We start from the raw sequence: 24,813 nt of genomic DNA on the forward strand, positions 1-24,813 counted from the left end.
CAGTGACCCGAACTGGCCGTACGGTGAACGGTCCCACCCGCTACCACGCCGAGTACGCCTGGCTGCCGGGCCGACCGGTGCCGGACGCCGACGTGCTGATCGAGCTGGCCGGCGGGCGGTTCACCGGGATCACCGTCGGCGTCGCGGCGGTGCCGGCGGACGCGTACCGGTTGTCCGGGTTGACCCTGCCAGGGCTGGCCAACACGCACTCGCACGCCTTCCACCGGGCGTTGCGTGGGCGTACCACGGGCGGGGGCGGGGACTTCTGGAGCTGGCGGGAGCGGATGTATGCCGTCGCCGGGCGACTCGATCCGGAGAGCTACCTGGCGCTGGCCCGGGCCACGTACGCCGAGATGGCGCTCGCCGGGATCACCTGCGTCGGCGAGTTCCACTACCTGCACCACGCTCCGGACGGGCGCCGCTACGACGACCCGAACGCGATGAGCGCGGCGCTGGTCGAGGCCGCCACCCAGGCCGGGATCCGGATCACGCTGCTGGATACCTGCTATTTGACCGCCACCGTGGACGGGCAGCCGCTGACCGGCCCGCAACTGCGGTTCGGTGACGGTGACGCCGCGCGCTGGGCCAACCGGGCCGGCAGCTTCGCGCCGACCACCGGCAGCGGCACCAGCAACGAGAGCGGCACCAGCGCCAGCACCCTCGACAGCGACAGCGACAGCAATGTCCGGGTCGGTGCCGCGATCCACTCGGTCCGGGCGGTACCCGCCGACCAGATTCCGGTGGTCGTCGACTGGGCGGCCGAGCGCGGCGAACCCCTGCACGTGCACCTGTCGGAGCAGCCGGCCGAGAACGAGGCGTGCCTGGCGTACCACGGTCGGACCCCGACCGGGCTGCTGGCCGACGCGGGCGCGCTCGGTCCCCGGACGACGGCGGTGCACGCCACCCACCTCACCGACGCCGACCGGGCACTGCTCGGGAGCAGCGGCACCGGTGCGTGCCTCTGCCCCACCACGGAACGGGACCTGGCCGACGGGATCGGGCCGGCCCGTCCACTGGTCGACGCCGGCTGCCCGCTCAGCCTCGGCAGCGACAGCCACGCCGTACTCGATCTCTTCGAGGAGGCCCGGGGCGTCGAGGCGCACGAGCGGCTGCGGACTCTGCGCCGGGGCCACTTCACCCCGGCCGAACTGCTGCACGCCGCTTCCGGGGCCGGGCACGCGGCACTCGGCTGGACCGACGCCGGGACGATCGCGGTCGGCGCCCGCGCCGACCTGGTGACGGTACGGCTGGACAGCGCCCGTACCGCCGGAGTGCCCGCGGCCGGCGCGCTGGGCGCGGCGACCGCCGCCGACGTCAGCGACGTACTGGTGGACGGCCGGGTGGTGGTGCGGGGCGGCCGGCACGTCACCCTCGACGTACCCTCCGCGCTGACGGACGCGATCGGGGCGGTGGTGGGGCCGTGAACCTGCTGATCGACAACATCGGCGAACTGGTCACCAACGTCGAGGGGATAGGCGAGGGCGGCCCGCTCGGCATCCGCCGCAAGGCCGCGCTGCTGATCGAGGACGGCGAGGTCGCCTGGATCGGGCCGGCCCGCTACGCGCCCGCCGCCGACCGGCGGATCGACGCCGACGGCCGGGCGGTGCTGCCCGGGTTCGTGGACAGCCACGCGCACCTGGTCTTCGCCGGTGACCGAGCCGCCGAATTCGCCGCCCGGATGGCCGGCCAGCCGTACACCGGCGGCGGAATCCGGACCACCGTCGCCGCGACCCGGGCCGCCAGCGACGACCGGCTGCGCGAGACCGTCGGGCGGCTGCGGGTCGAGGCGCTGCGGCAGGGCACCACCACGATCGAGATCAAGAGCGGGTACGGCCTCAGCGTCGCCGACGAGGCCCGCTCGCTGCGGATCGCCACCGAGTACACCACCGAGACGACGTTCCTCGGCGCGCACGTGGTGCCGACCGAGTACGCCGACCGCCCGGACGACTACGTCGGGCTGGTCTGCGGTCCGATGCTCCGGGCCGCCCTGCCGTACGCGAAGTGGATCGACGTCTTCTGTGAGCGGGGGGCCTTCGACGCCGACCACGCACGGGCGATCCTGACCGTAGGGCAGGCCGCCGGACTCGGCGTACGGGTGCACGCGAACCAGCTCGGCCCAGGGCCGGGAGTGCAGCTCGCGGTGGAGCTGGGCGCGGCCAGCGCGGACCACTGCACCCACCTGTCCGACGCCGACGTCGAGGCGCTGGCCGAGTCGGAGACGGTGGCGACGCTGCTGCCCGGCGCCGAGTTCTCCACCCGGTCGCCGTACCCGGACGCCCGGCGGCTGCTCGACGCGGGGGTGACCGTGGCGCTGGCGACGGACTGCAACCCCGGCTCGTCGTACACCTCGTCGCTGCCGTTCTGCATCGCGCTCGCGGTCCGGGAGATGGGCATGACCCCGGCGGAGGCGGTCTGGGCGGCGACCGCCGGTGGCGCGCGGGCGCTGCGCCGCGCGGACGCCGGGGTGCTGCGTCCCGGGGTACCGGCCGACCTGAGCATCCTCGACGCGCCCTCATATCTGCACCTGGCCTACCGGCCAGGGGTTCCACTGATCATCCAGGTCCTGCACAACGGAGTACCGCAATGGCAACCGTGACCCGACCCGTCGTCACCGTCCAACCCACCGGGGTCTCCCCGGCCGATGTCGCGGCGGTCGCCCGGGGCACCGCGACCGTCGTACTCGATCCCTCCACTCTGGACGCGATGGCGGCCAGTCGGGCGATCGTCGACCGGATCGAGCAGACCGGGCGCCCGGTCTACGGGGTCTCGACCGGGTTCGGCGCGCTGGCCAACACCTTCGTCGCGCCGCAGCGGCGGGCCGAGTTGCAGCACGCGCTGATCCGGTCGCACGCCGCCGGGGTGGGCGCCCCGATGCCCCGCGAGGTGGTCCGGGCGATGATGCTGCTGCGGATCCGCTCGCTCGCCCTCGGCCACTCCGGGGTGCGCCCCGAGCTGGCCCAGTCCCTCGTCGACCTGCTCAACGCCGACATCACCCCGTGGGTGCCCGAGCACGGCTCGCTCGGCGCCTCCGGCGACCTGGCCCCGCTCGCGCACTGCGCGCTGGTGCTGCTCGGCGAGGGCTGGGTGCTCGCCCCGGACGGCACCCGGCAGGACGCGGCGGCGGCGCTGCGTACGGCCGGGCTGCGGCCGGTCACGCTGGCCGCGAAGGAGGGGCTGGCGCTGGTCAACGGCACCGACGGAATGCTCGGGATGCTGCTGCTGGCGATCGCCGACGCCGGGCACCTGTTCACGATGGCGGACGTGACGGCGGCGCTGGCGATCGAGGCGATGCTCGGCTCGGAGCGGCCGTTCCTGCCGGAGCTGCACGCGATCCGCCCGCATCCGGGACAGGCGCTCTCGGCGGCCAACATCCACCGCCTGCTCCAGGGCTCGCCCATCATGGACTCTCATCGGGACGACCTGGCGCACGCGGTCCAGGACGCGTACTCGATGCGTTGCGCGCCGCAGGTCGCCGGGGCGGCCCGGGACACGCTGTCCTTCGTGGACCAGGTGGCCGGCCGGGAACTGCTCTCGGTGGTGGACAACCCGGTGGTGCTGCCGGACGGCCGGGTCGAGTCGACCGGCAACTTCCACGGTGCTCCGCTCGGCTTCGCCGCCGACTTCCTCGCCATCGCCGCCGCCGAGGTCGGCGCGATCGCCGAACGCCGGGTGGACCGGCTGCTCGACGTCGCCCGGTCCCGGGAACTGCCGGCCTTCCTCTCCCCCGACGCCGGGGTCAACTCCGGACTGATGATCGCCCAGTACACCGCCGCCGGCATCGTCGCGGCGAACCGGCGACTGGCCGCCCCCGCCTCGGTCGACTCGCTGCCGACCAGTGGCATGCAGGAGGACCACGTCTCGATGGGCTGGGCGGCGGCCGTGAAGCTGCGTACCGTGCTGGACAACCTGACCAGCCTGCTCGCGGTGGAGCTGATCGCCGGGGTACGCGGCTTGCAGTTGCGGGCTCCGCTCGTACCGTCCCCGGCGGGCCGGGCGGCGGTCGCGGCGGTCACTCCGTTCCTCGGGGAGCCCGGTCCGGACGTCTTCCTCGCCCCGGCGATGGAGGCGGCCCGTACGGTGATCGCCGGCCCCGAGCTACGCGCCGCTATCGAGGCCGAGGTCGGTCGACTCGGTTAGCGAACCTCTTATTCGCGTATTGACGTCGATCGGCTTTGCTGCCGCGTCCTAGAATGGGCGATGCGATTTAAGGCGCGGCGGCCAGCCACGCCACGCATCCTGCGGAGGCGAATTCCGAGTGGCTGATGACGAAGGCCGGTCCGGGAAACTTCGCTACCTGCGCAACGTCATAGGCGGTCTGATCGCGGTGTCGATCGTCGGCGCCGCAGAGGTGGTGAAGAAGGAGGCCGACCCCGTCTGGCTGGCGGTGCTCGCCGCGATCGTGGCCAGCGCGGTTTCGCTCTGGATCATAGGTTTCCGCCGGTTCATCGACTGGCTGCTCGAATGGATCGAGGTGCTGTACCGGGCGGTGCCGCGTCGCGCCAGGAGGATCGCGGCCGGCGCGCTCGTCCTGGTCATCGCCGCTTCCATGATCGTCATTGTCCGTCCGTTCGGCGGCGGCGGCGAGGACGGCGGTTGTCCCCCTACCACCGAACTCCGCATCCTCACCTCGCCGGAAGGCCTCCAGTCGACGCGCGAGCTGGCGGGGGAATACGCGCTAACCACCGCCCGCGACAACGACGGCTGCCCGACGGTGTTCCCCTTCGTGTACGCCGCGGACACGTCGGCGGTCAGCGGTGCCCTCGCCCGCCAGTGGGCCGACACGAGGGTGGAACACCCATACGTCGACCTGGGCCCACGTCCCGACGTCTGGCTACCCGACTCGACATTGGACGTGCGTCAGGTCCGCGACATCCTCGCCCGTACGCTGCCCGACGACCTGACGGCGAACGGGCGGTTACCGGCGCCGCTGAAGTTGATCACGCCGATCGCGTCGTCGTCGATCGTGCTCGCCGGCTCGGCCGTGTCGGCCTCGTCGTCACCCAACGACGATGCGACCCTGGCCGGCCTGGTGTCGTCGCTGCTGGACCAACCCCGAGCGTCGCTGTCGGCCGCCGACCCGGAGTCCTCGACCGCCGGGTTGCTCGCCGCCACCGGCTACCTGCACGACGCCGAGAACAGGATGGTGGATCCGGTCGTGGCCCGGCAGCGGCAGCAGATCGTGCTCACGTCCACGACCTCGGGTGACGACGAGGCCAGCATGCTGTGCTCGTACCTGCGGACCGGGCAGGCGCCCACGGCCGTGCTCACCAGCTCGCGGACGTGGCAGCGGCTGTTGAAGGGCAGGACCCTCGGCGGGACCGGCTGCCAAGCTCCGGTCAAGCCGCCGTGGGCCCCGCCTTCCGTGACGCCGGTGGGGGTCGACCGGCCGGTTCTCGATCACCCACTCGTGCAGTTCACCTGGACCAGTTCCCGGCAGGGCAAGGCGGTCGACGGCTTCCGCGACTGGCTGCGCGGTGCTGGCGAGCAGTACCTCGCCGAGGTGGGACTGTCCAAGCCGCTTGACAGGTGTGCCGGCCTGGACGACGACAACCCGTGCCTACCGAGGGACCTGACCGCGACGCTGGAGTTGTACCGGCAGGCCAAACTGTCCGGCCGGGTCCTGCTCGCGGTGGACGCCTCCGGATCGATGGCGGAGGGGGTTGGTTCCGGGAGGGTGACCCGGTTCACGGTCGCGGCGCAGGGTGTGGCCGAGGCGCTCGGGCAGCTCGGTCCGAACGACGAGTTCGGTTTGTGGTCGTTCCCGAACGCTCGAGGCCGGAGTTCGCCCCAACTGGTCCGCATCGCGGCAGGTTCTCCCCAGCACCGGACGGCGGTCGTCGGTGCGCTGCGAACCGTCAGGCCGGCCGGCACGACCCCGCTCTACGACACGATCCTCAAGGGCATGGGTGCGGTGTCCGGTGGACGTGACGACAAGCGGATTCGGGCGCTGGTGGTGCTGACCGACGGCGAGGACACCGGCAGAAGATTCACCCTGCGGGAGATGGCTCGACAGGTCCGCAAGCTGTTCGCCGCCTACGGCGTCCGGCTGTACGTGATCGCCACCGGCGACGCACGGTGCGAGGACGTCCAGGGCCAGGAGGGGGCCGGCCTGCACCTGCTGACCGACGCCGGCCAGGGCGAATGCCGGTCGGCCACCCCGGGGAAGGTGCCCACGACGATGGCTCAGCTCTTCACGACCCTATGGAGCGGACGATGACAGGTACGTCGACCGGACGGAACGGACCAGGCCGCGGAACGCCGTGGGTGAGACGCCTCGCCTGGTTCGCGCTGGGTGTGCTCGCGATGGTCGTCGTCCCGAGTGTCCGTAACCTGATCGACCAGCCGCCCTCGCCCTCCCCGTCGTCCACCCCACAGGGCGGAGAGCTTGTGATCTTGACCGGGGCGGACGAGAGCACCGGTGGGCAGCGCCAGTTGCTGGTCGACAGGTGGAACCTCGAGAACCCGGACACACCGGCCCGGCTGGAGATCCTGTCCCGCAGCTCCGACGAACAGCACAGCGAGATGGTGGCGAGAGCCCAGTCGGACTTCCCGAATGTCGACGTCTACAACCTGGACGTCACCTGGACCGCCGAATTCGCCACGGCCGGCTACATCCGCGCGCTGGAGGGCGCGGTGGACGTCAGCGGCTTCCTCGAGGCACCGCGAAAGACCTGCGAGTACGACGGGAAGCTCTGGGCCCTGCCGTTCAACACGGACGTCGGCCTGCTCTTCTATCGCAAGGACGTGCCAAAGGACACCCTGCCGGCGACGCTGCCGCCGGGCCGAAACGACCTGCGGGCGCTGGTCGCCGCCAAGCCGGACCTCAAGGCAGGATTCGTCACCCCGCTCGATCACTACGAGGGACTGACCGTCAGCGCACTGGAGGCCATCTGGGCGGAGGACGGTGATGTCTACGACGCGGAAAAAGACCTTGTCGTGATCGACAGCGACGGCGTGCGTAACGGGTTGAGGAGGCTGGCCGACGCGATGAAGCCGTTCGAGAATCTGCCGCCTGCGGTCGATCCGCAGTCGAAGGGTTTCCGCGAGGACACCAGCCGGGCGGCGTTCCAGCGCGGCGAGGTGGCGCTGATGCGCAACTGGCCGGTGGCGTACGGCCAACTCCGCACCGGGGACCGGCCGATGACCGACTTCGAGGTCTCGCCGCTGCCCGGCGAAGGCGGAAGTGTACTGGGCGGGCAGAATCTCGCCGTGGCCACGGGCACCAAGAATCCGCCGGCGGCGCAGGAACTGGTCAAGTTCCTCACCAGCGCGGAGAGCCAGCACGCCCTGTTCCGCGACGGCGGGCTCGCGGCCACCCGTACCGCCGTCTACGACGACCCACAGGTGCAACAGGCCCGTCCGTACGCCCCGGTCCTGAAGGAGGCGCTCGGCAAGGCCAAGTCACGGCCCGTCACCCCGCACTACGCGCTGTTCAGCAGCATCTTCCAGGACATCGTGACGAAGGCGCTGAGCGACGAGGGCCAGCTCCCTGCGGATGCGGTGACGCGGCTGACCAAGGCGCTACGAGGCCAGATCATCTGACCGGCTGGTGGATTCCGCGCGACCGTTCGGCACGCGGACCGCCCGCCAGGTTTCACTCGCGAAGATCCACAGAAGCGCGATGATGATCGGTACGGCCGCCCAGGATCGCCAGCTACCTTCGCCCAGGATGTCGGGCGCGCGGATGCCCGTGTAGAGCAACGCGATCCCCAGTAGGACCGGCCTCTTCCACCGGGCGCCAGATCTCACCATCGCCAGAGTATGGCCGCCGGCTACCGTCGGTGGGCCAGCTCGGCCACGAAGGCCCGCCAGGCGTCGGGGCCGAAGGTCAGCACCGCCCCGGACCGGTCCTTGCTGTCCCGCACCCCGACCACCCCCGCCAGGTTGTCGGCCACCTCCACGCAGGAGGCTCCGCCGTTGTCGCTGCGGGTCGACTTCCGCCAGGCGGCGCCGGTCAGGTCCATGACTTCGCTATCTCCGTGATCAGCTCGATCGAGGGGGTGTGCGGCAACGCCTCACCCCTCAGACTCTCCCACCTGTTGTGCAGGCTGGCAACGGCGTCCGGATCGGCGGTGATGTACGCCCGCAACGCGCTGTCCACATGGGCGATCTCGCCGCTCTTGCCCTTCATCAGGATGAACGCTCCGGCCAGCCCGGCATAGGCGCCCACCCCGTCCGGCACCACGTGCAGATGGAGGTGCGGCTGCTCAGCACTGGTCAGCAGGTGGTCGAGCTGCTCCCGCATCACCGCCGGACCGCCGATCGGCCGACGTAGAACCGCAGCGTCCAGCACCGCGACGAACTGCGGCGGGTCCTCCCGGGACAGCACCGACTGCCGGTTCAGCCGGGCGGCCACGAACTGCTCCACCCGGTTGGCGGTGAGCAGCCGGCCGCCGGTCAGCACCGCCCGGGCGTACGCCTCGGTCTGCAACAGACCGGGCACCAGCGACTGCTCGTACCAACGGATCGAGCGGGCCTCGCGTTCCTTGGTCAACCACTCCTGGAACCAGACCGGCGAGCCGACACCGGCGTCGAACTGCTCGACCAGGCGCAGGAACAGGCCGCCGGTCTTCAGCGCGTTGTCCGCGCCCCTGATGTATTCCATCGTCAAGGCCCGGGTTCCGTTCTCGACCGCGCTGACCAGGGAGGCCGAGCACTTGGCCCCCTTGCCGAACGCCTCCTGGGTCATCCCGGCCCCGCACCGGGCCCGGCGGATCTCCTCGACGATGAAGTCGCCATCGAATCGTTCAGGTCGCCCACTACATCTCCTCCACACGCCGGGCCGGTCCGGATCGGGTACGCCACCCCACAACACGGGCATCACTCCACCCGCACAATCGATCACAGAAAGTCAGATCGGCTACCGAGCGTAGAGCCTTCACGTCCAGAGTGGAAGCAGGCCGTCACGCTCGGTGGAAGGGATCGGTCGCAGAGGTACCCGGGCGTGCCGTGCGGGGGTCGCCGGCCGCTACCCGGCGGCCCCCATCCACACCACCGAAGGGTCCCCATGTCATACCCCGGACGCCCGCACCACCACCCAGACCAGCAGCCCGGCTGGGCCTGGTGGCCGACGCTGGAACTGCCGATCGCGGCCCCACTCTGGCTGGACTCCCCGACCGCCCCACCCGTCGGCCCCGGCCTGCACCGGAACAGCCGGTGGCGCGGCCACCGTCGCCCGGACATCATGGAGATCGACGCGGTCGGGCGGGCCGGGCGGCTCACCCCCGCTCAGGCGCACCGGGCCCGGGGCGGCGGCCCTCGATGACCGCCGACGCGCCCCGGGCACACCTGCCGCAACGGCCGATCTGGCTCTGCCGGGCCTGCGCGAGGGAGTGGCCGTGCCTGGTCGCGCGCACCCGGCTACCCATCGAGTACGCCCGCAACCCGGTCGCGCTGCACATCTACCTCGCCACCATGCTCCAGGCGGCGATCGACGATCTCTACCAACTCAACCCGCACCCAGGTCCCGACCCGGCGCGGATGTACGCCCGGTTCCTCGCCTGGGCCAGACCACGCCTGCTCATCACCCGGGCCCGCCTCGGGGTCGACGCTGGCGGCAACCAGCAGCGGCCCCGGGGCGGGCCAAGCCCGCCTTCATGATTCTTGTTGAGCCAGGGCGCGTGGCGGACCATAGATCTACAAGAATCATGACGGTGGGCCGGGCGGTGGCAGACAGCTCGGGTGATTGAGGGCCTCCGAGGGCGGCGGCCGATCGCTGATCATGGTCGTGGCGGTCGTGGGCGGGCTGCTGCTCGGGCCGGTCGACCGGTCAGCGGGTCTGCTGGAACCAGGTGGCGACCAGTTCCAGCGGGCGACGGCGACCGGTGAACATGGCGACCGCGTCCCGGACGTCGTAGGTCTGGCTGATCTTCGTGGGCGTCGCCGTGACCCGGCTGAGCATCAGCGGAGCCAGCCAGAAGTACTTCGCGGCGCCGGTGAGCCCGATGGCGCGGCGGACGGTGGCCGCGTCCACCGCGCCACCGAGACCCCGGAGGTAGCCGGCGGTGACCAGCTCGACGACCTCGTCGATCAGGTCCAGGTCGACCAGGCCGTCGAAGAACGTGTCGAGGATGAGGTTGGCGGCGTCCTCGCCGAGCGGGCCGGGGCCGACGAAGCTCCAGTCCAGCAGCACCGGCCCCGAGTCGTCGACGACCAGGTTCATCGGCCACACGTCGTGGTGGCACAGGGTGCGGGGCAGGTCGTCCGTGGCGCGCAGTACGTCGTACCGGCGTAGCCAGAGTTCCTGTAGGCCCGCGCGGAGTTCGGGCGGCCAGGCGGCGGCTGCGGTGGGATGGTCCCAGGGGATCGGTTCGGTGACGGGGCGGGTCGTGGTGTAGTCGCGCATCCAGTCCCGGGACAGCCACGGCTCGTCGCGGCGCCGGCCCAGCCACGTCGCGTGCCCCGCGCCGAGCCGCTCGGCGAACTCGCCCAGGCTCGCGGGCGTCGCGGCGGTACCGGGCACGCCGTCGACGTGCTCCAGCCACAGCGCGACCGATCCGTCGGGTCGGTCGATCCACTCCAGCAGGGCCGGAGCGCGGATACCCGCCGCCGCGTAGGCCGTGTCCGCCAGCCCGTCGCGGTACGCCAGAGCTTCCCGCCGCCAGTAGTTCCAGTGGCCCGGGTCGCTGCTCGTCACCCAGTGCGCCGGCACGCCGTCCCGGCCCGGCGGCGTCGTGATCTTCAAGATCGCGTTCCGGCGGCCACGGTCCACCCGCCAGATACCACCGGTGGCCCCGTTCAACGGGTTGTGGCCGAGCGGCTCGGCCGTCCACTCCGGTCCTACGAGATCAACGGGCGGCCGCACCGCTTCGCCAGCCATGACTAACGCTCGGGGGTCGCCGCGGTCCGCAGCGCGTCGAGGAGCCCGCGCAGCGCGGGCCGGGCCGGTGACGACTCGCGTACCGCCGCGTAGATCCCCCGGACCGGCTGCGGGTTACGGACCTTACGGACCACCACGGCGGGATGCCGGCTGCCCAGTCCCAGTTCCGGTACCAGGCTGACGCCGAGTCCGGCGGCGACGAACCCCTGCGCCGTGGCGTAGTCCTCGCTCTCCACCACGAAGTCCGGCCGGAAGCCGGCCGAGCCACAGGCGTCGAGGATCGCGTCGAGGCAGGGGCCCGGCCACTCACTGCCGACCCACGGCTCGCCGGCGAGGTCGGCGAGGTCGAGCACCCGCTTCGTGGCCAGCCGGTGCCCCGTCGGCAGCACCGCGCGATAGGTGTCGTCGCAGAGGTGGACGAACCGGATGCCGTCGACCGAGGGGCGGGCGGGCGGCCGGACCACGAGGGCCAGGTCTGCCCGGCCCTGCCTCACCTCCTGGAGCGGGTCCTCCGGGTCGACCAGCTTCAGGTCGACGCGTACCTCCGGACGGTCCCGGCGCAGCGCCGCGAGTGCGGGGGCGACCAGGGTGGCGCCGGCGGTCGCGAAGTAGCCGAGGGACACCCGGCCGGTACGCCCGGCCCGCAGGTCGGCGAGGGCGGTCTCCGCCTCGGCCACGTGCCTGTCGATCCCGGCGGCGTGCTCGGTGAGCACCCGGCCCGCCTCCGTGGGCCGTACGCCCCGACCGGTCCGCTCCAGCAGCGTTATCCCGGCCTCCTTCTCCAGCGCCGCCATCTGCTGGCTCACCGCCGACGGCGTGTAGCCGAGTTCCCGGGCCGCCGCCGTGACCGACCCGTTGGTGACCACCGCCCGCAACACCTGCATGCGCCGCACGTCGAGCATGAAGGAGAGCTTAACACTCCATGCAGATCTTTACGCTTGTCTAATGGCAGCAGCCGGGACACCGTAGGGATCGGATCCCACGTCAGGAGGCATGACGGTGCTCACCGGCCCACCCCGAACCCTCGTCCGGATGGGCGTCCTCGCCCTGCTGTGGGGCTCGGGCTTCCTCTGGATCAAGATCGCGCTGGGTGGTGGCATGACCCCGCTACAGATCACCGTGCTCCGCTGCGCCCTCGGCGCGGCCGTACTCCTGGCCCTGGCGTACGCCGCCCGACAGCGACTTCCGCGCGACCGTGGCACGTGGGGTCACCTCCTGGTGGCCGCCTTCTTCTGCAACGCCCTGCCGTTCTTCCTCTTCAGCGTCGGCGAACAGACCGTCGACTCCGGGGTGGCCGGCGTGCTCAACGCCACCACCCCGCTGTGGTCCCTGCTGATCGGCCTGGTGCTCGGAACGGAACGCGGCCTGCATCCGCTCCGGCTGACCGGGCTGCTGCTCGGCTTCGCCGGCACCCTGCTCATCTTCGCCCCCTGGCAGCAGAGTGGACTGACCAGTTGGGGCGCGCTGCTGCTGCTCGCCGCTGCCGCCAGTTACGCCGTGGCCTTCGCCTACATGGCCCGTCAGCTCACCGGCCGGGGCACCGCTCCGCTCGCCCTCTCCGCGGCCCAACTGCTCGCCGCCACGGGTCTGGCCACCGTCGCCCTGCCGGTCCTCCCCTCGAACCCGGTGGAGCCCACCCTCGCCGCGGTGGTTGCCGTCGTCGTCCTGGGCATCTTCGGTACCGGGGTGACGTTCCACCTCAACTACCGGCTTCTCGCCGAGGAGGGCCCGACCACCACCGCCACGGTCGGCTACCTGCTGCCGGTGGTCTCGGTGACGCTGGGCGCGATCGTCCTGGACGAGCAACTGAGCGCTCGCATCGTCGCGGGCATGGCCGTCGTGCTCCTGGGCGTCGGGCTGACCCGCAGCGAGCGTCGCGGCTCCGCACCCGGAGACCGGGCTAGTAGCGCTCGGCGTACCAGGTCGGTGGCTCGCCGAACATCTTCTTGAAGTCCCGGGCGAAGTGCGCCTGGTCGGCGTACCCGAGTTCGGCAGCCAGGGCCGCCCAGTCGACCGGCTCGCCCCGGTCCAGCCGCTCGGTCACCTCGCGCAGCCGGTAGCGCCGGATAACCCACTTCGGGCCGATGCCGACGTACTCGGCGAACAGCCGCTGCAACCCTCGGACGGTCACGCCGAGATCGTCCGCCAGGGCGTCGACCCGGTTGATCGCCGGGTTGGCGGCGATGGTCGCCACGATCTCCGCGACCGACTCCGCCCGGGCGTCCGGTTCGGGCCGCCGGGACAGGAGGTACCGCTCCACCGTCGGCACGTCGAGCGGGTCGGGCAGGTCGCCGGGGAAGATCTCGCCCGCGTCGATCGCCCGGTCGGTGATCGACGAGACCGACGCACCCAGGAACGGCCGGAAACACCCGGGCCGGAAGGCCACCCCGAACACGCCGTCGACGCCGGTCAACACCCTGATCTGGTGGCCGCTGCTGACCCCCTGCACCGTCGCCCGGCCGTCGCGGAAGGTCAGGTGCACCCTCGGGTACGGCACGATCAACTGACGGTACGGCTCGGCGTACTCCCAGGAGACCACCCAGTAGCGCTCGACGTACGGCGCAAGCTCGGGTGAAGGGGCCGGAAAGGCATGGCGTTGGTACTTCGTCCACGCCCCGGCGAGCTCCCGGACATCCCTGGCCATGCCGGCAAGCCTATGTCGCGTTCGTTCAAGACATGCGCCGAGCAGCGTGTTCTCCTTGGCTCATGGCTGACCTACCTGACTCACAACTGGCGGCCCGTGCCGCGGCACCTCTAGTGGAGATCATCCGCAACATCAAGCCCGACCAGCTCGACGCGCCGACGCCGTGCGCCGAGTACAACGTCCGCGAACTGCTCAACCACCTGCTGTTCTGGGGTCCGTCGCTGGAGGGTGCCGGACGGAAGGAGGTCGTGCCGGCACCGGCCGCGTCCGACACCGAGATGGATCTGACCGGGGGTGACTGGGCCGCCGACCTGGAGGTGCAGGTCGGGCGGACCGCCGAGGCCTGGAGCCGGCCCACCGCGTGGCAGGGCACCACCCGCGTCGTGGGTCCGACGGAGCTGCCGGCGCCGATGATCGGTGGGATGGTCGTCTGCGAGATGGTCACGCACGGCTGGGACCTGGCCCAGGCGACCGGCCAACAGCCGAGCTGGGACGACGACCTTCTCGCGTTCGTGCACGAGGAGGTCACGAGGACCGCCGAGCAGGGCCGACAGATGGGCGCCTACGGGCCCGAGGTTCCGGTGTCGGCCTCGTCATCCACACTGGACCGGGCGCTCGGCCTGATGGGCCGGGACCCCGACTGGCGCCGCTGAACCCGACCTGTTCTCCGGCGACCGTGGCCAGCGGCGGTACGACGAGAGGGCACACCGATGGGCTACACGACGACGTTCACCGGCCGGGTAACCGTCGTACCACCGCTCAACCCGCAGGAGCGCGACTATCTGACCCGGTTCGGTGGCACCCGCCGGATGCATCGGGGAAAGGGACCGTACTTCGTCGGAGGCGGCGGCTTCGCCGGGCAGGACATCGAGCCGGACGTCGTCGCCGCCGGCGGCCAACCCCCGCCGGAACAGCCCGGCCTCTGGTGCCGGTGGGTGCCGTCCGAGGACGGCTCGGCGATCGAATGGGACGAGGGGGAGAAGTTCTACGACGCGGAGCTGTGGCTGGCGTACCTGATCGACACCTTCCTCGGCCCCGACGCCGTGCTGGCCCGGGAACTCGCCGACCCGGTGCCCGGCCGGGTCTACCCGGAGGACTTCGCGCACTTCAGCTTCGACCACGTCGTCAACGGCGTCATCCTGGCCGAGGGCGAGGAACCGGATGACCGGTGGCGGATCGAGGTACGGGACAACGTCGTCCACGTGGTCCGGCACACGGTGGAGCCGGAGTACGACGAGGTCCATCCGGCGGACCCCGACGAGTGGGCCGAGGCCGAGTGGGCGGAGTTCCATGCGCGGATCCGTCACGACGTCGCGTTCGTGGTGCGCGGAGGTCGGCTGGAGGAGGTCGACCCGACGGACGGGATCGCCTTCGGTCCGGTCGACCCGCCCGACGGGAACTGACGTCGCCGCGCGGTGGCCAGCACCGAGCCGCCGAGGATCAACCCGAACGAGGCGACGACCGGCGCGCTGAGCGGTTCTCCGAGCAGGAGTACCCCCGCGCCGACCGCGACCGCCGGGTTGACGTACGTGAAGACCAGCGCCCGGGAGGTGCCGACCTCGCGGATCAGTGCGAAGAAGACGACGAACGCCGTCGCCGTGCAGACGATGCCCAGGCCGGCGAGGGCGGCCACGACCCGCCCGCTCGGCATCGCGTCCGGCCAGGTCGCGACGGCCGCGGGCGCGTACACCAGGGCCGCGAGGCAGAGGCAGACCGCGGTCATCGGCAGCCCGGGTACGTCGGTCAGCCGCCGGGCGACGATGAGCGGGGCGGTGGCGTAACAGGTCGCGACGAGCAGCACCTCGACGACCGACCGGACATCCCCGCCCCGCAGCCCCGGCGCGGCCAGGATCAGCACCCCGGCGAGCCCGACGGCCAGACCGGCCGACCGGGTCGCGCCGAGCCGTTCGGCGTCGCCGGTGAGCCGGGCCACCACCACCGCGATGATCGGGGAGACCGCGAGGAGCAGGCCGGTCATCGAGCTGCTGAGCTGGCGCTCGGCGTCGGCGAGCAGCCACCACGGCACGATGATCTCGATCGCCGCGAAGGCGGCCAGCGGTCGCCAGTGCCGGCGCAGCTCCGGAAGCCGGCCGCCGGGCAGCGCCAGCGGCAGCAGTACGAGCGCGCCGATCGCGGTCCGCACGAAGACCAGCACCGGTACGGAGACGCCAGCCACCGCCACTTTGATCATCAGGTACGGGATTCCCCAGAGCACGCTCATCAGGGCGAACAGCATCCAGCCTCGTCTACTCACGATCACTCCCCCCGGCTCAACCGCAGCCGTCAGCCGTCACCTGTCACCTGTCGGCCGCAGCCGTCAGCCGAATCCCGGGGAGCGGGTGCGGGTCCGCTTCAGTTCGAAGAAGCCTTCGGTGCCGGCCACCAGCAGTACGCCGTCCCAGAGCCGGCCGGCGGCGGTGCCGCGCGGGATGGGGGTGATCACGGGTCCGAAGAACGCGATCAGCCGACCGTCCGGGCCGGGTACGTGGATCACCGGAGTGCCGACCTCGTCCCCGACCGGCTCCATCCCGGCCAGGTGGCTCTGCCGGAGCGCGTCGTCGTGCTCGCCGGTGTCGGCGGCGTCGGCGAGGTCCGTCGACAGACCCGCCTCGGCCAGCGCGGCGGCGTACAGGTCCCGGCCGAGCGGAAGCCGGTCGTGGTGGATCCGGGTGCCGAGCGCGGTGTAGAGGGCGCCCAGCACGTCGGTGCCGTACTTCCGCTCGGCAGCGATCGCCACCCGTACCGGTCCCCAGCCGACGTCCAGTAACTCCCGGTAGCGCTGGGGCAGGTCCGCGCGGCCCTCGTTGAGCACCGACAGGCTCATCACGTGGAACCGCACCCGGACGTCCCGGACGTGCTGCACCTCCAGCAGCCAGCGGGAGGTGATCCAGGCCCACGGGCAGATCGGGTCGAACCACATGTCGACGGTCGTCGGCGCCATTCTCGTACCTCGTCTCGCGGGCTAGTTCCTCACTGACAGTCACGGTAGCCGGGCCGATTGGCCAGGGGTAAGCTCCAATTTTGGAAGAGTTGATTGGGCCAATCGGAGGACGGATGGAGCTGCACGTCGGGCTCACCGGGCGCGGTGACCTGGCCGCCCAGATCTACCGGCAGCTCCTCGCCGCCGTGCTGGACGGGCGGCTACGGCCCGGCGAGCGCCTGCCGGCAACCCGGGAACTGGCGGAGCGACTGGGCGTCTCCCGGAACACCGTGGCGGTGGCGTACGACCGGCTCACCGCCGAGGGCTTCCTGGTCGGCCGGGTCGGCGCCGGGACGTACGTCGGCAGCCAACCCGTCTCCGTCCCGCGCCCCCGGACCGCCCCGGCCGGCAGTGGCGTACGGCCACGGGCGCTCTGGGACTCCATCCCGGCCGTGCCGAGGGACGCCGCCCCGACGTACGACTTCCGGGTCGGCACTCCCGACCCGCGTCTCTTCCCGTTGCAGACCTGGCGCCGGCTCGTCGCCCGGCAGCTCCGCTTCTCGACCGTGCGGAGCGCGAGCTACGCCGAGCCCGCCGGACACCCCGATCTCCGGGCGGCGATCGCCCGACACATCGGTGTCTCGCGGTCGGTTCACGCCGGTGCCGACGACATTCTCGTCACCCAGGGGGCACAGCAGGCCCTCGATCTGATCGGCCGGGTGATGATCGAGCCGGGCGACCGGGTGGCCGTCGAGGAACCGGGATATCCGCCGGCCCGACGGCTCTTCACGGCACTCGGCGCCCGGGTGACCGGGGTACCGGTCGACGCCGAAGGGCTCGACGTGACCGCGCTGCCCCGGGACACCCGGCTGGTCTACGTCACCCCGTCCCACCAGTACCCGCTCGGCACCCCGATGTCGCTGGCCCGGCGGACCGCGCTGCTGCGCTGGGCCGAACGGCACGACGGGGTGGTCGTCGAGGACGACTACGACAGCGAGTACCGGTTCGCCGGCCGCCCGCTCGAACCGTTGCAGGGCCTGGACCGGCACGGCCGGGTGATCTACGTCGGATCGTTCTCCAAGACCCTGCTGCCGATGCTGCGGATCGGTTTCCTGGTCGCACCGGCCTCGCTGCAACCGGCACTGCATACCGCCAAGCAGCTCACCGACTGGTACGGCGACCTGACCACGCAGGGGACGCTGGCCCGGTTCATCGACGAAGGGCTGCTGGCCCGACACGTCCGCAAGGCGACCCGGGAGTACGCGGCCCGGCACGAGCGGGTACTGACGGTGCTCGGGGAGCGCTTCGGCGACTGGCTCCGACCGGTACCGTCCGCCGCCGGCCTGCACCTGTGCGCCCGACTCGTCCCCGGTTCCGCGGTGGACCTGTCCCGGGTGCTGGCCCGGGCCCGCGATGCCGGAGTCGGTGTCGAGAGCCTGGCCAGCTACTGCGCGGACCGCCCGGCGCAGCCGGGTCTGGTCATCGGCTACGGCGGAATCCCGCTCGCCGACGTCGACGAGGGCCTGCGGCGACTCGCGGAGAGTTTCGACACGTAACCGGCGGCTCAGCGGGTGACCGGGTCCAGGGGTTTGACGAGGGTCTGGATCAGGTTCGACGTCGCGATGTAGGCCAGGATGCCCATGACGGCGAGCGCGACCATGATCGGTGGTAGCAGGGACGTGGCCGCCGCCAGCCCGGCCAGCAGGAGCAGCCCGATCAGCCGGGCCCGGTTCACGTGGGCGAACACCGTGTAGTCGAGCAGGGCGCGGCCGATCAGGAACACGGCCGGGCCACCGAGGATCGCGACCGCCCAGGACGGCGGGGTGTCGCCGAACGGACGGTCGATGACGAGCTGACTTCCCACCCCCGTACCCACGATGCCGGCCACCAGGATCAGGTGGACGAAGGCCGCGACCTGGCTGAGCCGCTCCGGGTTGGCGGAGGTGGAGATGGTGCCGGTCATCAGTTCCCCGGCCCGGTAGATGTAGATGCGCCAGATCAGCACCGTGATCAGGAAGACCACGACGAGCGCCCCGGAACGCGCCGTCGTGTACGGGCCCGCGCTGAACGAACTACCCACCAGGAACAGCGACGAGCCGAGCGCGATGATGACGAACTGCCGGTAGCGCTCGGCGATCCGCTCGCCAATCGGCCTCGGCGGCCGGGGCAGCCGGCGCCATGACCAGGGTGCGGGCCAACCGAGCACGACCCCGACGTACTCCACGACCAGCGCCACCGCCCAGAGCCCCGCCCGGGTGGCTCCGGTCGTCAGGACCGCGCCGGTGATCCACGGCACCGCGGCGGCGGACTCCCAGAGAAGAGTACGGCTGCTACTGAGCCCCACCCCCGCACCGCCGACGAACAGCGCGACGTAGACCCCCGCGCCGTAGTGGATCGACAGGTAGGTGACCGTGAACAGCAGCCCCCGGTCGCCGTACGCCTCGGGCACCGCGCCCGCCATCAGCAGACTGCCCGCCATGATGCCGATGATCAGCGGCGCGACGGACGGCCGAGTCAGGTCCAGCCGATCGCCCACCCACGCGGACAGCGCCCAGATCAGCGTGAACGCCAGCAGCAGCACCAGGATCTGGCCGAGACCGACCCAGGTCAGCTCGTCGAGCAACACCCTCGACAGGGCGATCAACGCGAAGACGTACGCCAGGTCGAAGAAGAGTTCGAGGTAGCTGGGGCGGCTCGGGTCGGGCTGGGCCGGCCGGGAGGTTTCGGCGTCGCCGCCCATCGCCATCGGTCAACCCATCCCGTCCGGTACGCCCTCCGGCAGCGCCGCCACCTCCGACACTATGGGTTCGCCTGTCCGATCACGCCCGCTTTTATAGGTTTAGCGGGTAGTCGAAGGGAGCGCCTGACGGGGTGCCGTAGGAGGCCGAGCCGTGACGACCAGCGAGCTTCCCCGGATCCTCCGCAAGCGGGGTGAACCCGAGAATCCGACGTTCCTGGAACTCTTCTTCGACCTGGTCTACGTCTTCATGCTCTCCCGGCTGGCGCAGGCGCTGGTCCAGGATCTCAACGCCCGCAACGTCGCGCAGACCGCCGTACTGCTGCTCGCCGCGTGGTGGGTATGGGTGCTGACCGCGTGGCTCACCGACCTGTTCAATCCCCGGCTACCGATAATCCAGGCCCTGGTCCTGGTGATCATGCTCGGCACCCTGGTGATGGCGGTCGCGGTGCCGAGGGCCTTCGGCCAGCACGGGTTCGTCTTCGTCGCCGCGTACTTCGGCATCCACCTCGCCCGGGACGCGGTCCTCATCCCGAGCACCCGCGTACACCGGCCGATCCAGGCCCGCAGCGTCCGGGTCTTCTTCTGGTTCCTGGTCACGGCCGGGCTCTGGATCGGCGGAGTGTTCACGGACGGCACGACCCGCCTGGTGCTCTGGGCGATCGCGGTGACGCTCGACCTCGGCTCGGCCCGGATCGGCTGGCCCACCCCACGCCTCGGGCGCACCGAACTCTCGAGTCAGATCTTCACCGGCATGCACCTGGCCGAGCGGCACCGGGAGATCTTCATCATCGCGCTCGGGGAGCTGATCCTGACCGCTGGCACCGGGCTCGCCTTCACCGACTTCGAGGCCGACCGGCTCGCCGTCTGCGCGGTGGCGTTCGCCAACGCCGTGCTCCTGTTCCAGCTCTACTTCCACCGGATCCGGCAACTGCTGGCGCCGGGCAAGGTCTCCTCGGTGGAACGGGTCCGCCCGGGCACCGCCACCTCGTACACCCATCTGGTGATGGTCGCCGGCACCGTACTGATCTCGGCCGGCACCACGTACGCGATCGGCCATCCGGCGGGTACCACGCCGGTCGGCTGGGTCCTCGTGCTGCTCGGCGGGCCGGCGCTGTTCCTCGTCGGGAGCTGCCTGTTCGACAACGTGGTGACCGGCGGGATCCTCTGGTCCCGGGTGGCCGCACTGGTCGTGCTGGTCGCGGTCGGACCCGCGATGCCACTGCTGCCGTCACTCGGAATCATGATCGTGGCGAACGCGGTCCTGCTGCTCACCCTGGTCGCCGAGCTGACCGCTCTGCGGCGCCGGAGGGCCGGTTAGCGTCCGGTCCAGCCCCCACCTTCCACCGGCAGCGCCTTGGCGATCACCTTGGCCAGTGCCCGCAGCGCCTTGCCCCGATGGCTGACCGCGTCCTTCTCCTCCGGCGACAACTCGGCGTTCGTCCGGTCCTGCTGGTCACCGAGGAAGATCGGGTCGTAGCCGAACCCGCCCTCGCCGCGCGGAGCGCGGAGCAGCCGGCCGGTCTGCCGTCCGTCGACAAGGTGCTCCTTGCCGCCGGGCAGCACCAGCGCCGCCGCACAGACGAAGGCCGCGCCCCGGTGCTCGTCCGGTACGTCCCCGATCTGCGCCAGCACCAACTCCAGGTTGGCCCGGTCGTCGCCGTGCCGGCCGGACCAGCGGGCGCTGAACACTCCGGGCATCCCGCTCAGGGCGTCCACGGCCAGGCCGGAGTCGTCGGCGATGGTCGGCAGGTTGGTCCACTTGACGCCCTCGCGGGCCTTCAGGAGCGCGTTCTCCCCGAAGGTCAGCCCGGTCTCCGGAACCTCCTGGTACGTCGGCACGTCGGCCAGCCCCACCAGTTGGATCCGCTGCGGACCGAGCGCGCCGTCGAGGATCCGCTGCAACTCGATCAGCTTCTTGGCGTTCCGCGTCGCCAGCAGTACCCGGGTCATTCGGCGAGCGCCTTCCGCTGGGCGTCGGCCAACTCGGCACAGCCGAGCACACCGAGATCGAGCAGGGCGTCCAGTTGGTCCCGGGCGAAGACCCCGGCCTCGCCCGTACCCTGCACCTCGACGAAGTCCCCGGCCCCGGTGCAGACCACGTTCATGTCCACCTCGGCCGCCACGTCCTCGACGTAGTTCAGGTCGAGTCGCGGTTCACCCTCGACGATCCCGACGCTGATCGCGGCGACCGACCGGTGCATCACCGCCGCCGGCTTTCCGGCCAGCGCCTTCCGGTCGGCCAGCCAGCTCACCGCGTCGTGCAACGCCACGTACGCCCCGGTGATGGCGGCGGTCCGGGTACCGCCGTCGGCCTGGAGCACGTCGCAGTCGAGCACGATCGAGTTCTCGCCGAGCGCCTTGAGGTCGATGCAGGCCCGCAGGCTCCGCCCGACCAGCCGGGATATCTCGTGTGTACGCCCACCGACCTTGCCCCGGACGCTCTCCCGGTCCGACCGGGTGGTGGTCGACCGGGGCAGCATCGAGTACTCCGCGGTGACCCAGCCCAGGCCGGATCCCTTGCGCCAGCGCGGCACCCCCTCGGTGACGCTCGCCGTGCAGAGCACCCGGGTGTCACCGAACTCGATGAGCACGGAACCCTCCGGATGAATGCTCCACCGTCGGGTCAGGGTCACCGGTCGGAGTTGGTCGGGCCGTCGCCCGTCAGGTCGCGCCATCCCCGCAGCTTATGTGTTCACCGGTTCGCCGCGACCGAGGGTGCCCCGGGTGCCACGCCGACCGCCCCGCGCCGGTCCCCGGTCAGTCGGCGGCGGGTGGACCGGCCCGGTTCAGTTCTGGTAGATCTGGGTCTTGAGAACCCACTGCCGGTCCTCGGGCTGCCCGTCGATGAAGTCCCAGATCGCGTACACCTCGATGTGCGTGTCCTCCACCGTCCACCCCAGGTCGCACAGCTCGGGACTGGGATCCGCCGCCCAGCCCAGACACCGCTGGACGTCCTGCACCGTCATGTGGGACATCCGGTTTCCGGCCATCCACTCGTGGATCGCCTCGGCCGGGTTGACCGGACAGGCCTGCCTCGGGCAGAGCATCTCGTACTCCGCGCTGAGCGTCTCGGTGCCGGCCAGGAACCGGGGTTCGTTCACCACGAACCCCTTCGGCACGCCCAGCTCGACGAAGAACTCCTCGGTGTCCGCCTTCTCCCGCATCGGCTGGATCCAACCGCCATAGAGGACACCGCCGCAGCAGAGCAGGGCCAGCACGACGACGACAGTGACGAGCAGCCCGGACACCCTGCGCTTCCTCGGCACGGCCCCACCGGGATAGCCGGGCCCACCGGGGTAACCGGGATAACCGGGCGGCCCGGCCGGATGAGGGGCCGCCGGTCCCGGTGCCGGGTAGGGGCCCGGCGCGGGGTAGCCGGGCGGGTGCTGAGGCGGCGACGGATAGCCGCCGGGCTGCGGAGCCGACGGATAGGGGCCGGACGGCGGTCCCGGCGGATAGGGACCCGGCGACGGAGCCGGCGGATAACCGCCGGGCGGCGGAGCTTGCGGATAACCGCCGGGCGGCGGGGCGGGCGGGTAGAAACCCGGTTCGGGTTGCTGGCCCGTGGAGTCGGGGTGCGGCGGTCCGGAGGGAGGGTGGCCCACCCGGCGAATGCTAAACGCCCGGAGGTCAACTTGGGGGGCGTCAGACCTCGTAGCGGGCGCCCGGCCGGACGATCTCCACCGGACCGGCGAACGCGGACAGCGCGGCCTCGTGGGTGACCGCCTCACTACCCCAGGCCGGAACCAGGTGGGTGAGCAGCAACCGGCCCACCTCCGCCTTCGTCGCGATCTCACCCGCCTCCCGCCCGGTCAGGTGCAGGTCCGGCGGGTTGTCCACCCCGTCCAGGTAACTTGCCTCGCAGAGGAACAGGTCGGCGCGGTTCGCCAGCCGGAGCAGCGATTCGCAGGGCGCGGTGTCCGACGAGTAGCACAGCGAACGGCCGCCGTGCTCCAGTCGTACGCCGTAGGTTTCCACCGGATGGTTGACCCGGTCCACCGTCACCGAGAACGGGCCGAGCGGAAAGGTGCCGGACTGCAACCCGTAGAAGGTGTAGACGTCGTCGATCGACCCCCCGTCCAGGCTGTAGGCGTTGGCGAGCCGGTCCGGCGCACCGCTCGGGGCGTAGACGGGCAGCGGCGGATAGGGGCCGTCGGGGGCGTACCGGCGCACCACGATGTAGGGGACGGCATCGAGGATGTGGTCCCCGTGCAGGTGCGTCAGCAGGATCGCGTCCAGCGCCTTGAGCCCGACGTAACGCTGCACGGCGGAGAGCGAGCCCGAGCCGAAGTCGAGCAGCAGCCGGAACCCGTCGGCCTCGACCAGGTAGGCCGAGCAGGCCGATTCGGGACCCGGGAAACTGCCGGCGCAGCCCAGAATGGTCAATCGCATCAGGTCGCCCTACCGTCACTGATGGTCACGGACAGTCCGCCGACCAATGCGTAGACGATCAATGCCGGAAGGTCTGTCACGGTGCGCAGCCTACGCCGCGACACCTGGGCACAAGAAAGATCTGGGAACAGTTGTCGCGAACGTGACAACCGGTTTGGGCGACCCGGTGCGGTACGGGTAAGACGCCACTTTCGGCCCTACCGTTACGTTCTGTCACCTAGTCTGGCATGTCGGGAAACTGTTCACGCGTGCCCCGCACGTCACTTGCCCGGTGTGCCGCGTCGGCACCGTCGCAAGGATCGGTGCCGACGCGGGAACGACCGTCGATCAGGCCCAGAGCTGACCGTCGAGGGCATCCTCGGCATCGGCGAGAGTGCCGCCGTACGCGCCGGTGGAGAGGTACTTCCAGCCGCCGTCGGCGACCACGAACGCGACGTCCGCCCGGCGGCCGGCCCGGACGGCCTCGTGCGCCACGGCCAGCGCCGCGTGCAGGATCGCTCCGGTGGAGAAGCCGGCGAAGATCCCCTCCACCTCGACGAGTTGCCGGGTACGGAGCACCGCGTCCCGGGTACCGACCGAGAAGCGCCGGGTCAGCACGCTGGCGTCGTACAGCTCCGGGACGTAGCCCTCGTCGATGTTGCGTAGCCCGTAGACCAGCTCGCCGTACCGGGGCTCGGCGGCGACGATCTCGATCTCGTCGACCTTCTCCCGCAGGTACCGCCCGGTCCCCATCAGGGTCCCGGTGGTGCCCAGCCCGGCCACGAAGTGCGTGATGGTGGGCAGGTCGTGCAGCAGTTCCGGCCCGGTCGTCTCGTAGTGCGCCAGGGCGTTGCCCGGGTTGCCGTACTGGTAGAGCATCACCCAGTCCGGGTGCTCGGCGCCGATCTGCTTCGCGGTCGCCACCGCCTGGTTGGAGCCACCGGCGGCCGGCGAGAAGATGATCTCGGCGCCGTACATCCGGAGCAGTTGCACCCGCTCGGTCGAGACATTCTCCGGCATCACGCAGACCAGCCGGTAACCCCGGAGCTTGGCGACCATGGCCAGGGAGATTCCGGTGTTGCCGCTGGTCGGCTCGAGGATGGTGTCACCCGGCCGGAGCCGTCCGGCCCGCTCCGCCTCCCGGACCATGAACATCGCCGGACGGTCCTTGATGCTGCCGGTCGGGTTCCGGTCCTCCAGCTTCGCCCAGAGCCGCACCGGCGGTGCCCCGTCGGGCACCGTCGGCGACAGGCGGGGCAGCCCCACCAGCGGAGTACCGCCGCACGCGTCGAGCAGACTCTCGTACCGCGTCATGGCGG

At 71.3% G+C, this 24,813-nt stretch carries 25 protein-coding genes; 12 read left to right on the top strand and 13 right to left on the bottom strand.

The genetic code is table 11. The features are described 5' to 3' along the window. The first annotated feature begins 2 nt into the window (after positions 1-2). The 5 genes from ACFP2T_RS16740 (at position 3) to ACFP2T_RS16760 (ending at position 7,542) form a co-directional block, all read left to right on the top strand. Positions 3-1,424 (top strand): formimidoylglutamate deiminase, encoded by a 1,422-nt coding sequence (locus ACFP2T_RS16740; protein WP_377422437.1) that lies wholly within the window; start codon positions 3-5, stop codon positions 1,422-1,424. Beyond that, on the top strand, positions 1,421-2,596 hold the full coding sequence (gene hutI, locus ACFP2T_RS16745; protein WP_377422439.1) for an imidazolonepropionase: 1,176 nt from the start codon (positions 1,421-1,423) through the stop codon (positions 2,594-2,596). Before ACFP2T_RS16740 ends, hutI begins: the two co-directional genes overlap by 4 nt. Next, positions 2,584-4,137, top strand: a complete 1,554-nt coding sequence (gene hutH / locus ACFP2T_RS16750) for a histidine ammonia-lyase (protein ID WP_377422441.1) — start codon at positions 2,584-2,586, stop codon at positions 4,135-4,137. Before hutI ends, hutH begins: the two co-directional genes overlap by 13 nt. Positions 4,138-4,255: 118 nt before the next feature. Next, positions 4,256-6,217 (top strand): vWA domain-containing protein, encoded by a 1,962-nt coding sequence (locus ACFP2T_RS16755; RefSeq protein WP_377422443.1) that lies wholly within the window; start codon positions 4,256-4,258, stop codon positions 6,215-6,217. Positions 6,218-6,264: 47 nt separating this feature from the next. Continuing rightward, positions 6,265-7,542 (top strand): extracellular solute-binding protein, encoded by a 1,278-nt coding sequence (locus ACFP2T_RS16760; protein ID WP_377422445.1) that lies wholly within the window; start codon positions 6,265-6,267, stop codon positions 7,540-7,542. A 230-nt stretch (positions 7,543-7,772) separates the two neighbouring features. On the opposite strand, the gene ACFP2T_RS16765 is transcribed toward ACFP2T_RS16760, so the two are convergent. Together ACFP2T_RS16765 and ACFP2T_RS16770 are read right to left on the bottom strand one after the other, a co-directional pair. Further along, a complete protein-coding gene (locus ACFP2T_RS16765) occupies positions 7,773-7,964 on the bottom strand; it encodes a DUF397 domain-containing protein (RefSeq protein WP_377422447.1) in 192 nt (63 codons plus the stop codon). Beyond that, entirely contained in the window at positions 7,955-8,821 is an 867-nt protein-coding gene (locus tag ACFP2T_RS16770) for a helix-turn-helix domain-containing protein (protein ID WP_377422448.1), read from the bottom strand. Before ACFP2T_RS16770 ends, ACFP2T_RS16765 begins: the two co-directional genes overlap by 10 nt. Before the next feature lie 186 nt (positions 8,822-9,007). On the opposite strand from ACFP2T_RS16770, the gene ACFP2T_RS16775 reads away from it, so the two are divergent. Both ACFP2T_RS16775 and ACFP2T_RS16780 read left to right on the top strand, forming a co-directional pair. Continuing rightward, positions 9,008-9,265: a hypothetical protein gene (locus ACFP2T_RS16775; RefSeq protein WP_377422450.1), complete on the top strand. Its 258-nt coding sequence runs from the start codon at positions 9,008-9,010 to the stop codon at positions 9,263-9,265. Then, positions 9,262-9,600: a hypothetical protein gene (locus ACFP2T_RS16780; protein ID WP_377422452.1), complete on the top strand. Its 339-nt coding sequence runs from the start codon at positions 9,262-9,264 to the stop codon at positions 9,598-9,600. Before ACFP2T_RS16775 ends, ACFP2T_RS16780 begins: the two co-directional genes overlap by 4 nt. A gap of 169 nt (positions 9,601-9,769) precedes the next feature. On the opposite strand, the gene ACFP2T_RS16785 is transcribed toward ACFP2T_RS16780, so the two are convergent. Together ACFP2T_RS16785 and ACFP2T_RS16790 are read right to left on the bottom strand one after the other, a co-directional pair. After that, positions 9,770-10,819: a phosphotransferase gene (locus ACFP2T_RS16785; RefSeq protein WP_377422454.1), complete on the bottom strand. Its 1,050-nt coding sequence runs from the start codon at positions 10,817-10,819 to the stop codon at positions 9,770-9,772. 2 nt (positions 10,820-10,821) lie between these two features. Continuing rightward, positions 10,822-11,721, bottom strand: coding sequence for a LysR family transcriptional regulator (locus ACFP2T_RS16790; RefSeq protein WP_377422456.1), 900 nt, complete (start codon positions 11,719-11,721; stop codon positions 10,822-10,824). Between the two features lie 91 nt (positions 11,722-11,812). Here ACFP2T_RS16790 and ACFP2T_RS16795 point away from each other — a divergent pair, with 91 nt between their 5' ends. Next, positions 11,813-12,769, top strand: a complete 957-nt coding sequence (locus ACFP2T_RS16795; protein WP_377422458.1) for a DMT family transporter — start codon at positions 11,813-11,815, stop codon at positions 12,767-12,769. Here the strand turns inward: ACFP2T_RS16795 and ACFP2T_RS16800 are convergent. After that, positions 12,720-13,463, bottom strand: coding sequence for a DUF6597 domain-containing transcriptional factor (locus ACFP2T_RS16800; RefSeq protein WP_377422460.1), 744 nt, complete (start codon positions 13,461-13,463; stop codon positions 12,720-12,722). The two genes, ACFP2T_RS16795 and ACFP2T_RS16800, sit on opposite strands and share 50 nt — an antisense overlap. A 62-nt stretch (positions 13,464-13,525) precedes the next feature. Here ACFP2T_RS16800 and ACFP2T_RS16805 point away from each other — a divergent pair, with 62 nt between their 5' ends. Further along, positions 13,526-14,116, top strand: coding sequence for a TIGR03086 family metal-binding protein (locus tag ACFP2T_RS16805; protein ID WP_377422462.1), 591 nt, complete (start codon positions 13,526-13,528; stop codon positions 14,114-14,116). A gap of 57 nt (positions 14,117-14,173) precedes the next feature. After that, positions 14,174-14,866, top strand: coding sequence for a hypothetical protein (locus tag ACFP2T_RS16810; protein ID WP_377422464.1), 693 nt, complete (start codon positions 14,174-14,176; stop codon positions 14,864-14,866). Here the strand turns inward: ACFP2T_RS16810 and ACFP2T_RS16815 are convergent. Both ACFP2T_RS16815 and ACFP2T_RS16820 read right to left on the bottom strand, forming a co-directional pair. Beyond that, positions 14,767-15,717: a DMT family transporter gene (locus ACFP2T_RS16815; RefSeq protein ID WP_377422466.1), complete on the bottom strand. Its 951-nt coding sequence runs from the start codon at positions 15,715-15,717 to the stop codon at positions 14,767-14,769. The two genes, ACFP2T_RS16810 and ACFP2T_RS16815, sit on opposite strands and share 100 nt — an antisense overlap. A 63-nt stretch (positions 15,718-15,780) precedes the next feature. Further along, on the bottom strand, positions 15,781-16,404 hold the full coding sequence (locus tag ACFP2T_RS16820) for a mycothiol-dependent nitroreductase Rv2466c family protein (protein WP_377422468.1): 624 nt from the start codon (positions 16,402-16,404) through the stop codon (positions 15,781-15,783). Positions 16,405-16,517: 113 nt separating this feature from the next. Here ACFP2T_RS16820 and pdxR point away from each other — a divergent pair, with 113 nt between their 5' ends. Beyond that, entirely contained in the window at positions 16,518-17,939 is a 1,422-nt protein-coding gene (gene pdxR / locus ACFP2T_RS16825) for a MocR-like pyridoxine biosynthesis transcription factor PdxR (protein WP_377422470.1), read from the top strand. 8 nt (positions 17,940-17,947) lie between these two features. Here the strand turns inward: pdxR and ACFP2T_RS16830 are convergent, their stop codons facing one another. Continuing rightward, on the bottom strand, positions 17,948-19,129 hold the full coding sequence (locus ACFP2T_RS16830; protein WP_377422472.1) for a low temperature requirement protein A: 1,182 nt from the start codon (positions 19,127-19,129) through the stop codon (positions 17,948-17,950). Between the two features lie 145 nt (positions 19,130-19,274). Between ACFP2T_RS16830 and ACFP2T_RS16835 the strand changes: the two genes are divergently transcribed. Beyond that, a complete protein-coding gene (locus ACFP2T_RS16835) occupies positions 19,275-20,441 on the top strand; it encodes a low temperature requirement protein A (RefSeq protein ID WP_377422474.1) in 1,167 nt (388 codons plus the stop codon). Here ACFP2T_RS16835 and rdgB read toward each other — a convergent pair. The 5 genes from rdgB to ACFP2T_RS16860 all read right to left on the bottom strand — a co-directional run bounded on the left by rdgB (position 20,438) and on the right by ACFP2T_RS16860 (position 24,808). Further along, positions 20,438-21,073, bottom strand: coding sequence for an RdgB/HAM1 family non-canonical purine NTP pyrophosphatase (gene rdgB, locus ACFP2T_RS16840; protein WP_377422476.1), 636 nt, complete (start codon positions 21,071-21,073; stop codon positions 20,438-20,440). The genes ACFP2T_RS16835 and rdgB overlap by 4 nt on opposite strands. After that, a complete protein-coding gene (gene rph, locus ACFP2T_RS16845; RefSeq protein ID WP_377422478.1) occupies positions 21,070-21,798 on the bottom strand; it encodes a ribonuclease PH in 729 nt (242 codons plus the stop codon). The genes rdgB and rph overlap by 4 nt, the downstream gene beginning before the upstream one ends. A gap of 111 nt (positions 21,799-21,909) precedes the next feature. Continuing rightward, positions 21,910-22,371: a hypothetical protein gene (locus ACFP2T_RS16850; protein ID WP_377422480.1), complete on the bottom strand. Its 462-nt coding sequence runs from the start codon at positions 22,369-22,371 to the stop codon at positions 21,910-21,912. A gap of 397 nt (positions 22,372-22,768) precedes the next feature. Further along, a complete protein-coding gene (locus ACFP2T_RS16855) occupies positions 22,769-23,515 on the bottom strand; it encodes an MBL fold metallo-hydrolase (RefSeq protein WP_377422482.1) in 747 nt (248 codons plus the stop codon). Between the two features lie 327 nt (positions 23,516-23,842). Next, on the bottom strand, positions 23,843-24,808 hold the full coding sequence (locus tag ACFP2T_RS16860; RefSeq protein WP_377422484.1) for a PLP-dependent cysteine synthase family protein: 966 nt from the start codon (positions 24,806-24,808) through the stop codon (positions 23,843-23,845). Between the last annotated feature and the right edge of the window lie 5 nt (positions 24,809-24,813).

The sequence above is a fragment of the Plantactinospora solaniradicis genome (genome assembly GCF_042658085.1).
Classification (GTDB): Bacteria; Actinomycetota; Actinomycetes; order Mycobacteriales; family Micromonosporaceae; genus Plantactinospora; species Plantactinospora solaniradicis.